The 12,275-nt window shown below is 46.6% G+C and carries 10 protein-coding genes; 1 reads left to right on the top strand and 9 read right to left on the bottom strand.

Annotated elements, in window-relative coordinates; genetic code table 11:
* Positions 1-152 precede the first annotated feature (152 nt).
* From guaD to AB4249_RS00495, 9 genes are all read right to left on the bottom strand, one after another.
* A complete protein-coding gene (gene guaD, locus AB4249_RS00535) occupies positions 153-1,487 on the bottom strand; it encodes a guanine deaminase (RefSeq protein WP_004732870.1) in 1,335 nt (444 codons plus the stop codon).
* A gap of 59 nt (positions 1,488-1,546) precedes the next feature.
* Complete coding sequence (xdhC, locus tag AB4249_RS00530; RefSeq protein ID WP_372102142.1) at positions 1,547-2,428, bottom strand: xanthine dehydrogenase accessory protein XdhC; 882 nt, start codon at positions 2,426-2,428, stop codon at positions 1,547-1,549.
* A 54-nt stretch (positions 2,429-2,482) separates the two neighbouring features.
* The gene (gene xdhB, locus AB4249_RS00525) at positions 2,483-4,888 is read right to left on the bottom strand and encodes a xanthine dehydrogenase molybdopterin binding subunit (RefSeq protein WP_372102141.1); all 2,406 of its coding nucleotides are present in this window, start codon (positions 4,886-4,888) and stop codon (positions 2,483-2,485) included.
* Positions 4,881-6,326 (bottom strand): xanthine dehydrogenase small subunit, encoded by a 1,446-nt coding sequence (gene xdhA / locus AB4249_RS00520; protein ID WP_032544988.1) that lies wholly within the window; start codon positions 6,324-6,326, stop codon positions 4,881-4,883. The genes xdhB and xdhA overlap by 8 nt, the downstream gene beginning before the upstream one ends.
* Positions 6,327-6,750: 424 nt before the next feature.
* Positions 6,751-7,485, bottom strand: a complete 735-nt coding sequence (locus AB4249_RS00515) for a GntR family transcriptional regulator (RefSeq protein WP_065106896.1) — start codon at positions 7,483-7,485, stop codon at positions 6,751-6,753.
* A 194-nt stretch (positions 7,486-7,679) separates the two neighbouring features.
* Positions 7,680-8,366 (bottom strand): DNA-3-methyladenine glycosylase I, encoded by a 687-nt coding sequence (locus AB4249_RS00510; protein WP_102464223.1) that lies wholly within the window; start codon positions 8,364-8,366, stop codon positions 7,680-7,682.
* A gap of 83 nt (positions 8,367-8,449) precedes the next feature.
* Complete coding sequence (locus tag AB4249_RS00505; RefSeq protein ID WP_102320853.1) at positions 8,450-8,965, bottom strand: N-acetyltransferase; 516 nt, start codon at positions 8,963-8,965, stop codon at positions 8,450-8,452.
* Between the two features lie 42 nt (positions 8,966-9,007).
* Positions 9,008-9,634, bottom strand: a complete 627-nt coding sequence (locus AB4249_RS00500; protein WP_372102140.1) for an HD domain-containing protein — start codon at positions 9,632-9,634, stop codon at positions 9,008-9,010.
* A gap of 196 nt (positions 9,635-9,830) precedes the next feature.
* The gene (locus AB4249_RS00495; protein WP_010432777.1) at positions 9,831-10,490 is read right to left on the bottom strand and encodes an HAD family phosphatase; all 660 of its coding nucleotides are present in this window, start codon (positions 10,488-10,490) and stop codon (positions 9,831-9,833) included.
* 411 nt (positions 10,491-10,901) lie between these two features.
* On the opposite strand from AB4249_RS00495, the gene AB4249_RS00490 reads away from it, so the two are divergent.
* Entirely contained in the window at positions 10,902-12,230 is a 1,329-nt protein-coding gene (locus AB4249_RS00490; RefSeq protein WP_010432780.1) for an anaerobic C4-dicarboxylate transporter, read from the top strand.
* Positions 12,231-12,275 lie beyond the last annotated feature (45 nt).

The following is a 12,275-nucleotide window of genomic DNA, read 5'->3' as shown; positions in this document are numbered from 1 at the left end:
TCGTCTGAAAGCGGTTAATTTATATTTCTTTGAATGAAGCACAAAAAAGACCAGTGGCATCAGCTACTGGTCTTTAAAGGCTAGATAAATCTGGACGGATTTTTAATTAACGACGGCTGCCGCTGTCTAGCGATTGTTACTCGGTTTTAAGCCTAACTAACGAGCTTCTTGTAATCTTTGAAGTTCACATCGTAGGCCTTTTCGCCGTAGATGTAAGTCTCGCTAACGGTTCTGTCGTCACCCAAACTCATTAGCACAAACAACTTCTCTTCAAGCTTGGTGGTTTGTTCCATTCTAAAGCGCATCAGCTGAGTTGCGTGTAAGTCCAACACCACGAAATCCGCTTCTTTGCCGACTTCCAAGTTACCAATCTTGTCTTCTAAATGCAGCGAACGTGCGCCGCCTAGTGTTGCCAAGAACAGCGACTTAGCTGGGTGCAGCTTCTTATGCTGTAACTGCATGATCTTGTACGCTTCACTCATTGTTTGCAGGATTGAGAAACTGGTGCCTGCGCCTACATCAGTACCCACGCCGACACGAATACCGTGATCTTCCATCTCTGGTAATCGGAACAAACCGGAGCCTAAGAACAAGTTCGAAGTAGGGCAAAAGGCGATGGCAGATTCAGTATCGGCAAGGCGCTTACATTCGCAGTCAGACAAGTGAATACCATGGGCGAATACCGAACGCTTGTGAAGGAGTCCGTAATGGTCATAGACATCTAGGTAACTGTCACGCTCTGGGAACAGCGATTTCACCCACTCGATCTCTTTCTCGTTTTCAGAAAGGTGCGTGTGCATGTACACGTCTGGATATTCTTCTAGCAGTTTACCTACAGTAGCAAGTTGCTCTGGTGTGCTGGTTGGCGCAAAACGAGGTGTCACGGCGTAAAGCAAACGGCTACGGTTATGCCATTTTTCAATCAGTTCCTTGGAGTCTGCATAGCCAGATTCCGGTGTGTCTGTGAGGTAATCAGGCGCGTTGCGATCCATCAAGACCTTACCGGCGATCATGCGTAGATTACGCTTCTCAGCTTCTTCAAAGAATACGTTGACGGACTCTTTGTGTACTGTGCCAAATACCAGTGCCGTAGTGGTGCCGTTGCTTGCTAATTCATCTAGGAATAGCTTCGCGACTTTGTGTGCATAAACTGGGTTTTTGAAGCGTTTTTCTTCTGGGAAGGTGTAGTTCTCTAACCAATCAAGTAGCTGCTCACCGTAAGACGCGATCATCCCTGTTTGAGGGTAGTGGATGTGCGTATCAATAAAGCCAGAGGTAATCAGCTTATCTTTGTATTCTTTTACTTCGAGTGTTTTTGGTTGGCGAGCCAATACCTCATCGGCATGGCCTAAGTCGACGACATGGCCGTTCTCAACCACTAAAACACCGTCTTCAAAATAGTCGTAAGACTCATCGATACCGACATCTTTTGGGTCGGCGACGCTGTGTAAAATGCTGGCGCGATAAGCTTTGCGTTGCGTTGTCATGTTTACTTCCTTTTAATGACTTCAGCGACGTTATGGCCACTGAAGCTTTGCGACTTGTGTTAGGCGATCTTCTCTTCCAATGGTGGTTCGCCTACGTCGCTTGGTTGACTGTGTTGATCGGTCAAATCCTGATTTCGATATTGTTTGGTTGGGCGCTTTTGTTCAAGTGCTTGGCCTTGATAGTGTGCGATCAGTTCACCAGCAACCGACACCGCAATTTCGGCAGGGTGTTTGCCATTCACCGCACTTATACCAATCGGGCAAAGCATGGTTTCAATTTGTTCTTGGCTATAGCCGCGTTGCTCTAAGCGGAAGTCGAACTTCTTGCGCTTAGTAAGCGAGCCAATCATGCCGAAGTAACGGCTGTCTTCACGGTCGATAATCGCTTTGGTTAAATCGAAATCGAGCTGGTGGTTGTGCGTCATCACTAGGTAGTAGCTGTTCGGTGGCATGTGTTTCACTTCGCCAACCGGATCGTCTGAGACAAGCTTTTTAACACCGTGTGGCAGCGTTTCAGGGAACACTTCTTCACGTTCATCAATCCAGGTCACACGGAAGGGCAGAGTCGCGACAATGTGCAGCAGCGCTTTGGCAACGTGCCCAGCGCCAAACAGCACAAGGTGATTCTGCTGAGTGCCAATCGGTTCAAAGCTTAATGTTGCCATTCCGCCACAACACTGGCCCAAACGAGCGCCTAGGTTAAAACGTTCCACTTTGAGCGACTTTTCACTGGCAATCAGCATCTCTCGAGCCATTTTAGTGGCCACATGTTCAAGGTGACCACCACCAATCGTAGCGATGATTCGGTCACGAGTGACAAGCATTTTTGTGCCCGCATCGCGTGGAACGGAGCCTCTGTCTTCAAGAACCGTCACCATCACACACGGTTCGTAGTTCTCTTCCAGTTTTGCCAGTTCGTGAATCCAACTATCCTTAAACATATGTCCTCCTAAATCCCTTTTTATGCTTCTTAAGCTAAACGATCGATATGAGCCCTAAGCCGTTTCTGATTGAGCATCGACCGAAGTCGGAGCCGTTTCAGTGACTTCCTGAATCGCCATCAGAATACGTTCTGGCGTTGCAGGTGTGTTGAGCTTAGGAATCGCGCCATCGACGGCGACATAGCTGATGGCGTCTTTCAGTGCGCTCCATACCGACATACCCAACATGAAAGGCGGTTCACCCACGGCTTTCGAGTTGAAGACGGTGTCTTCTGGGTTGTTACGGTTTTCTAAAAGGTGCGTTCTGAAATCAATTGGCATATCAGCAATCGCAGGGATCTTGTAACTTGCAGGGCCGTTGGTCATCAAGCGGCCTTGCTGGTTCCACACCAACTCTTCCGTTGTTAACCAACCGACACCTTGTACAAAGCCACCTTCGACTTGGCCGATATCAATCGCCGGGTTCAATGAAGCGCCTACGTCATGCAGAATATCGACACGCAGAATCTTGTTCTCGCCAGTCAGGGTATCGATGATGACTTCTGAACAAGAAGCACCATAGGCGTAGTAGTAGAACGGACGACCACGCGCCTTCTCGTGATCGTAATAGATCTTCGGAGTGCGATAGAAGCCAGTGCTTGATAGCGAGATTTGGTTGAACCAAGCCAGTTCAACAAATGAGTTGAAGGTGATGATCTCATCGCGGATCTGCACCATGCCGTTTTTAAACACCACTTCTTCAGGCCACACTTTGAAGTGCGAAGAAGCGAAGTCGATCAGGCGCTGCTTAATGGTTATTGCGGCGTTTTGCGCGGCCTTACCGTTGAGGTCGGCGCCCGATGAGGCTGCGGTTGGTGATGTGTTCGGAACTTTGTCTGTGTTTGTAGCGGTGATCTGGATACGTTCGACATCGACTTGGAACTCCTGTGCAACGATTTGCGCCACTTTGATGTTCAAGCCTTGCCCCATTTCCGTACCACCGTGATTCAAATGAATACTGCCATCGGTGTAGATATGGATGAGCGCACCTGCTTGGTTCAAGAAAGTCGCAGTAAACGAGATGCCGAATTTCACTGGTGTGATAGCAAGGCCTTTCTTCAAGATAGGGCTTTGCCTGTTGAACTCAGCGATTTCTTTACGACGTGCGTGATAGTCACTGCTGCGTTCAAGCTGTTCGGTTATCTCAGGTAAAAAGTTGTCTTCAACGGTTTGGTAGTAATGGGTCACATTACGGCCTTCTTCGCCGTAGTAGTTCGCTTTACGTACTTCCAAAGGATCTTTTTTCAGGTAACGCGCAATCTCGTCCATGATGTGTTCAATCGTCATCATGCCTTGCGGGCCACCAAAGCCACGGTAAGCGGTGTTCGATGCGGTATTGGTTTTGCATCGATGACCGACCACAGTTGCATCGCCTAGATAATAAGCGTTGTCTGAGTGGAACATCGCGCGGTCGACAATAGAACTTGATAAGTCTGGTGAGTAACCACAGTTACCTGCAACGGTAATGTCGGCACCTTGAATCACACCGTTGTCGTCAAAACCGACCGTATATTGATTGTAGAACGGGTGGCGTTTACCGGTTTGCTGCATGTCTTCACTGCGCAGCAAACGCATTTTTGTAGGTCGGCCTGTAAGGTGAGCAATAACCGCAGCCATACACGCTGGAGAGGCTGCTTGAGTCTCTTTACCACCGAAACCACCACCCATACGACGCATATCAATCACGACTTTGTGCATTGGTACACCAATCACTTCCGCAACCAGTTTTTGAACTTCTGTCGGGTTTTGGGTCGAGGTGTAGACGATCATGCCGCCATCTTCGGTTGGCATCACGCTACTGATTTGAGTTTCTAGGTAGAAGTGCTCTTGGCCGCCGATCTCTAGATCACCTGAGATCACATGTTTCGCTTTTGCCAGCGCGGCTTTCGAGTCACCACGTTGTTGAGTGTGGCTTTCTGTTACGAAGTGCTCTTTCTCTAGCGCTTCTTTTACATCAAGAATGGCGGGTAGCTCTTCGTATTCAATAATGGCTGCATGTGCGGCTTTGCGTGCCGTCTCTAAATCGTTGGCTGCCACGGCAATCACAGGTTGGCCGTAGTATTCTACTTTGCCATCAGCGAGCAGTGGGTCACCCGGTAGGATGGCACCGATATCCAGTTCACCCGGTACGTCCTTGGCTTGAATGGCAATCGCCACGCCTTCGAATTCGTAACACGGAGATAGGTCTATTTTGGTGATGTTGGCGTGCGCTTGCGTGCTTAGGCGTGCGTATACGTGCAGCTGATTCGGGAACTCTAGGCGATCATCAATGTACACCGCTTCGCCTGTGACTTGCTTGGCTGCACTGTCGTGTTTAACGCTTTTACCTACGCCAGTTTTTAGGTCTTGTTTTGCAATGGTAACCATCTCTTCGTGGGTCATCGCATTGCTCTTGTGACCAGAGGAATTTGATTTAGACATAAGACGTTACCCTTGTTTCGATTTGGTTGTTTTTGTTCTGTCGTTCAATGAAGTAACGGCGCAACATATTGGCCGCCGACAATGAACGGTATTCTTGGCTGGCACGGAAATCAGATAGCGGCTCAAAGTCGTTATACAGTTCCTGCATCGCTAACTTAATATTAGCGTCTGTCCACGGTTTACCTAATAACGTATTTTCACAACGCGCCGCGCGCTTAGGTGTTGCAGCCATACCACCGAAGGCGATACGAGCGTAAGAAACCTTGCCATCTTCGATTTGAATATCAAACGCACCACACACCGCAGAGATGTCATCGTCTAAACGTTTAGACAGTTTGTAAGCTCGAAAGCTGTCGTTGCTTGTTTTAGGAATGATGATCTGTTCAATGAACTCACTCTCTTTCTGCGCTGTCACTTTGTAGCTGATGAAGTAATCTTCAATCGGCATTGTGCGAGACTCGTCACCGCAACGAAGTTTGATCTTCGCGTTCAGGGCAATCAGCAGAGGAGGGGTGTCACCGATAGGTGAAGCATTGGCTACATTGCCGCCGATGGTGCCTTGGTTGCGTACTTGCAGTGAAGCAAAGCGATGCAACAGTTCACCAAAATCTGGGTAGTGCTTTTTCAGTAGTGAGTAAGAATCACTGATAGGCAGGTTGGCACCAATGATTAAATCGGTGTCGGTCTCTTCACATACCTTCATGTCTTCAACAAGGTTCACGCTGATCAGTGTTTCAATCTCGCGATGGAATTGCGTCACTTCCAGTGCTAAATCCGTACCGCCAGCAACCAGCTTAGCGTTCGGATGCGCTTGAAAAAGCTTGGCCAGTTCATCGGTGCTTTTCGGGGAAAAAGCGGTGAGGTGACCAAGGCGTAAGTTGGCTTCGGTGTCTTGAATACTTTCTAGCTTCTTGATGGTGTTGCGTTCAAGCTCAGCAAATTGGTCGATCAAAGGCTGGTCTGTTGAAAGTGACATCGCAGCATCAACAATTGGTCGGTAGCCAGTACAGCGACATAAGTTACCCGCCAGTGATTCCATGACGTCTTCTTTACTTGCATCGGGTTTGTTCTTGCCTAGTGCAAACATCGACATGATGAAGCCCGGTGTGCAGTAACCACACTGTGAACCGTGAAAATCTACCACCGCCTTCTGTACTGGGTGCAAAGAGCGATCTCGGTTTTGTAGATCTTCTACTGTGATCAGTTGCTTGCCATGCAGCGCTGAAACGAAAGTTAGGCAAGAGTTCACCGAGCGGTATTGCAGCTGTCCATTAACCACTTCACCCAGAACTACCGTACATGCACCACAGTCACCCGACCCACAACCTTCTTTTGTACCCGTTTTATTAACTTTGGTACGAAGGTAGTTGAGCACTGTCATATTTGGCGACAGATTATCTTCACGTCTTATTTCCTGATTGAGCAAAAAAGTAATCAAGAGACCTCCTTGTAAATCGACATATTTCCATGTGTATTCTTTTTGACTTCTAGGTCAATAATTATCCATCCTGACCTAAGGGTCAACTATTTATTTACAAAAACGCAACAATATGGCGCTTTGGTGGATTGTGTACAATTTAGTTTCTATTGTAGTGACTTGTTTTATATGGACTTGACTGGTTATTTAGAAGTTTTTTGGTGAAGGTTGAATTTTGACTATGTATACAAATTAAGAGGAGTTTTTGTGATGTGAAGTATCGTTACTATTCAACTTTTCTCAAGTGTTGAGGTAATAGAGAGCAAAATTTCCGGGCAAAGCTGCGTTGATTTTATAAGGTAAAAAGAGGGATTCAGGTATAAAGAAGAGAAGTGAACACAATTGGTTCACTTCTGTCGATTTATAAAAATTGTTGTTTAAAGGACTATGATTTCTTCTTAAGCAGATCGGAGAATACCACATGTAGATCACTAGAAGCTGTGCTGCTGTCTAGGTTGAGTTTAGAACGAATATGGCTTAGATGTTCTTGCATCAACTCGACGGCTTGTTGTTCGTTGCCTGACTCTATTGCATCCAGTAAGCCGGAGTGTTCGTCTAAAGAACAGTTTGAGTGGTTGCCCGTTTCGTATTGAGCGATCAGCAGTGAGGTTTGCGATACTAAACTGCGTTGGAAAGCCAGCAGTGGAGCGTTTTCGGCCATTTCAGCCAGTTTGATGTGGAACTCTCCAGACAAACGTAAGCCAGAGCCGTAATCACCTTGGTCGAAAGCACTGTTCTCTTTCGCGACCAATTTTCTGCACTCTTCGATTTGAGCTTTGGTCGCGTTTTTAACGGCTAGCTCGGTGATAGCAATTTCCATTACTTCACGTGCTTTAAATATCTGTTTGGCTTCGTCTACTGTTGGAGCCGCAATCACAGCTCCTCGGTTAGGGCGGATCACCACAACTTGCTCCAAAGAGAGTCGTAGTAAGGCACGACGGATAATAGTACGGCTAACGCCAAAGATTTCTGCGAGGGCTTCTTCGCTTAATTTGGTGGCTGGTGGCAGCCTTTGTTCTAGTATCGCGTCGAAGATATGGCAGTAAACAACATCGTCTTGAGTCTGGCCTGATACTTTTGTATTTATACCTTTGGAGACAGAGTTTTTGAGAGCTGTCATAGAGATAAGGGCCCTTGTTTAGTCGAGTAGGGTGGGTTGAGCATGATTCGTGAGTGTTACCTTACATTGTATACACTTATCTATACAATGCCACTGGCTGAAAGTGCGATGTACGCTTATTTGTTAATGACTTATAACATTTAGTTTGCAGGGAACTGTGTGCAATCTTGAGCTTTAAGTCATTCGCCCTAAAACTAGACGCGATTATCGCCGCAGCTGTACGCCACGATCTGGCTGATTTCGCTCAGGCTACGACCTGACTGTTGCTGCCATTCGTTGAAGGCTTTACCCGCTGCCAGTTGTGCTCGCTTGGTGTTACGACCGCTATCAACCACGTCTGTGCTGCGTAGGTGTGCTTCAACATCTGATGACAAGATGAAGGTATCTTTACCCATTTGGCGCAAGGTGTAAGCACCTGTGTTACCACCTAATCGCTTACCGTGTTTCTTCAGATAATCCCAAAGTTCTGTAATTCGTTCTGATGGCCAGTCGGCAACCATTTGTGAGAAGGAATCCGCTTCACGCTTAGCATTGTGGATCATGGTGGCATTGGCAGGGATGGTCATCACCTTAGTGAGGTGGCGAATAATGCGCGGGTCTTGCGCTTTTTGTTCCCACATCTCATTCGGCAGCATCAGCATTTTTTCGATATTGAATTCAAAGAACACTTCTTCAAATTGCGGCCATTTCTTTCTCACCACATTCCACGAAATACCACACTGGAATACCTTCTCGGTAAAAGCGGCTAGCCAACGGTCGTCGGTAATTTGTGATAACTCGGTCTGTGAAAGAGGCGCACGAACAATCTTTTCGAGCTCTGCTGCGCCACCTTTACGGTGAGCGGCACGTTGGTAAATAGTATCGAATTTTTCTTGGGTCATGAAGGTTCCAAATTACATCTGTGTATCTTGAGTATGTAGCCAATGCTTAATGATATGGGGTCAAATCTAGTAATTAAAACGAACTAGCTAAGCTTTAATTCCATTTGATATAGAGGCCAGGTTTTGCCATTGAATTCTTTGAACTTGGGTTCTTTGTCGACCACCTGAAAGCCAGCTTTGTCGTAGCAACGTTTTGCTCCGATATTCTGTTGAAAGACCGCCAAGCTGATGGTGGTGACATCAGGGATTTGTTTCGCAGCGTCTAATGCACTTTCTATCATGGATTGCCCAAACCCTTTGCCTCGTTGGTTTGGGTGAATGGCCACTCGGCAGAATCGAAGTTCACTGTCTGACATACGTTGAAACTCCATAAACCCGATCAGTTCTGAGTTATTGCCGTTCGAATTCAGTTCAGAGAGAGCACTAGACTCAGAGAAGGTATATAGCTCAACTTGAGGCTCTTGAGAGCGTTCGATGATGGAGGCGGCTTCTAACGGCCAACCAAAGGTTCGTCCGCCCCACAGTACATAGTCTTCGAGTGATGTGAACCAAGTGACGATCTCATTGGCATCGGAGGCTTTAAAGCGGTTTATTTCCATATCCTTGTCTCTTCCTTATCGCGTGTCTCTTTTTCTAAACCGCTAAACTTCCGTGCCCAACTGCTCAAGAAAGCCACGCATGTAATCGGTGCGCTTGTTGGCTTCTAACTTGGCTGATTCTGTATTCATGGTTTCTGCTAGCTTAAACAGCTTCACGTAGAAGTGGTCGACGCTGTAATGCTTGTCATCTAAGTCACGATGTTCAGCGAACGGGTCTTCGTGGTTATACAGCTCGGCATTAAAGCTCTGACCCACATACAAGCAGCGAGCGATGCCAATTGCTCCGAGCGAATCAAGGCGATCGGCATCTTGGACTATCTGAGCTTCTAAGGTTTCAGGTGTGATGTTGGCACTGTAGCTGTGCGTGACAATGGCATGATGGATCTCATCAAGATAGGACGCGGGGTAGTCGATAGATTTGAGGAAAGAGATCGCCTTATCTGCTGCCATTTGCGAGCTTTGGGCTCTGTCTGGGTGGTTCTTAGGAAAGGTGAAGCAATCATGAAGATACGCGGCGGGTAACACGACTTCAAGCTTAGCTTGTTCTTGATCGCACAAAGCTTTTGCGGTTTTGACGACACGCTTAATATGGCTGATGTCGTGTGCTGCATCTTGTGTCATTTCTTGCTGTGCAAACTCAAGCAGTTGGTCTTCAAACTTTTCCTTCACGCGTCTCTGTCTCCATATTTAGACGTTAGCAATCTTGCTGATTACTTAGCATTTATCCCAAATCGACTTTAACAGTTTCAAGCGCGAGTTTTTATCTTTTATAAAAAGTATATCAACAAAAAAACCGACTCTATGAGTCGGCTTAATAGAGGGGCTTGTCTACGTTGATAAAAGCATTATCAACGGCAGTCAGAGCTTAAGCTGCAGCTTGTTGCAGCTGCGCCAATACATGATGCAGTGACGGGCTGATGGTGTGTCCAAGCGCTTTAACTTCTTCGCAAGGCTCAACCAAATCTGGAATTTGGAAGCTGATCATGTTCGCTGCCATTGATGCACGAATACCGTTGTTTGAGTCTTCAAACGCTAGGCAGGTTTCAGGTGCAACACCTAAGCGTTCTGCCGCGAGTAAGTAGATCTCTGGGTGAGGCTTGCCGTGAGTCACTTCGCAGCCTGTGCTTAATGAGGTGAAGTACGAATCTAGGCCAGCCAGCTCAAGCTTCTTCTTTGCGATATCAAGCTGAGTGGAGGTCGCCACCGCGATTGGAATGTCATTCGATTTTAGCCATTCAAGCAGCTCAATCACGCCATCTTTTACTGGGATTGCTTGGTTTTTAACAATTGCACTGTAGCGCGTGCGCCATTCATTATTCAGCGCTGGGTAATCTAACCCTTCACCGTAACCATTTCGAAAAATCTGTTCGATGGTTTTTGCGTTACAGCCAATGATGCCTAGGTAAACATCCTGCAAAAACGGAACACCTTGCGCGTGACATGCTTCTTCAAATACCTGCATACAAAGTCGCTCGGTGTCGAGCAGCAGTCCATCCATATCAAAAATAGCAGCTTGAAAATTCATATCCGTGGTTCTTTATCTATTGTCGTCGTGAGAATGAGTATTTTGACATAGTGTCTAAGGATAGGCGAGTCAGCGTTGAGTTAGAATCGGAAGTATTGGGTGTGCAATATGCTTCTGAATGACTTGAAATCTCATTAATTCAAGCTGAAATAATATCGTTCAGTTATGAGCCTAATCTTTTATAGGTCATCGAGATCTAACAGATACAATTATGACTGTTATACATAACAAATCGAGGTCGGGTGTTTGTTTTACTATTACATTTCATAAACTTACAGGCTTGTTAGCGTGACCATAATCTTATAAAAAACAATTTGCGGTAGCCTTTAATGATAGTGTGACCAAGCAATAAGTAAATGGCTGAGCTTAGAGACAAAATATCATTAGTCCATATTTTTAGCAGGGTTGCTTATGTTGTATTTTGAGTTTCTATTTTTATTAGTCGTACTTTATATCGGGTCTCGGTATGGTGGTATTGGCTTAGGTGTTGTTTCTGGTATTGGTTTGGTTATCGAGGTGTTTGTCTTCAAGATGCCACCAACGTCTCCACCTGTCACTGTCATGTTGATCATCCTCGCTGTTGTGACTTGTGCTTCGATTTTAGAAGCGGCGGGAGGCTTGAAATACATGCTGCAAGTTGCGGAAAGGGTACTGAGAAAGAACCCGAAACGCGTCACCTTGATAGCACCGTTCGTGACTTACTCGATGACTTTCTTATTGGGTACTGGCCACGCGGTTTACTCAATCATGCCAATCATCGGCGATGTGGCATTGAAGAACGGTATTCGTCCTGAGCGTCCAATGGCAGCTGCGTCGGTGGCATCTCAGTTGGCGATTACGGCATCACCAATTTCAGCCGCTGTGGTGTACTACCTCGCGCAGCTTTCTGATATTCAACACTCTATTACACTGCTTTCCATTTTGATGGTGACGGTGCCTGCAACGCTGTTTGGTACGTTTTTGCTTTCTTTGTACAGCCTGAAACGCGGCAAAGAACTGAACGACGATCCTGAATACCAAGCTCGTCTAAAAGATCCTGAGTGGAAAAAGCGTATCGAAAGCACTACTGCGACGTCTTTGGATGAAGTGCTGCCAACCTCGGCTCGTAATGCGGTTTTGATTTTCCTATTGTCGATTGTGGTGATTGTTATCGTGGCGATGGTGCCTGAGATCAGAACCATCGTTGACGGCGACAAGCCAATCAAGATGTCGGTGATCATCCAAATGATGATGCTCTGCTTCGGCGGTATCATTTTGCTGGCGACTAAAACTGACCCGCGAGATGTGCCAAACGGTGTGGTATTCAAATCGGGAATGGTGGCGGCGATTGCGATCTTCGGTATCGCTTGGATGTCGGATACCTACTTCCAATACGCAATGCCTCAGTTCAAGTCTGGCATCGTGGAAATGGTGACTAACTACCCATGGACGTTCGCACTAGCGCTATTCATCGTATCGGTTGTGGTGAACTCTCAAGCAGCAACTGCACGTATGATGCTGCCTGTTGGGCTTGGATTAGGACTAGACCCAGCCCTGCTTATCGGCTTGATGCCAGCGGTTTACGGCTACTTCTTCATCCCGAACTACCCATCAGATATCGCAACAGTAAACTTCGATGTTTCTGGCACCACCAAGATTGGTAAGTGGTACTTCAACCACTCATTCATGTCGGTGGGTTTAATCGGTGTCGTGGGCGCATGTTGTTTAGGCTACGCTCTGGCACAGATTTTTATCGCTTAATGTATTAGCTTTCTTTGAGATAGCTAAGACAGATTAAACAAAAAC

The sequence above is a fragment of the Vibrio sp. 10N.261.55.F4 genome, assembly GCF_041470465.1.
Lineage (GTDB): Bacteria > Pseudomonadota > Gammaproteobacteria > Enterobacterales > Vibrionaceae > Vibrio > Vibrio crassostreae_C.
Note: the sequence above shows the minus strand (reverse complement) of the source record. Positions and strands in the feature narration are given on the sequence as shown.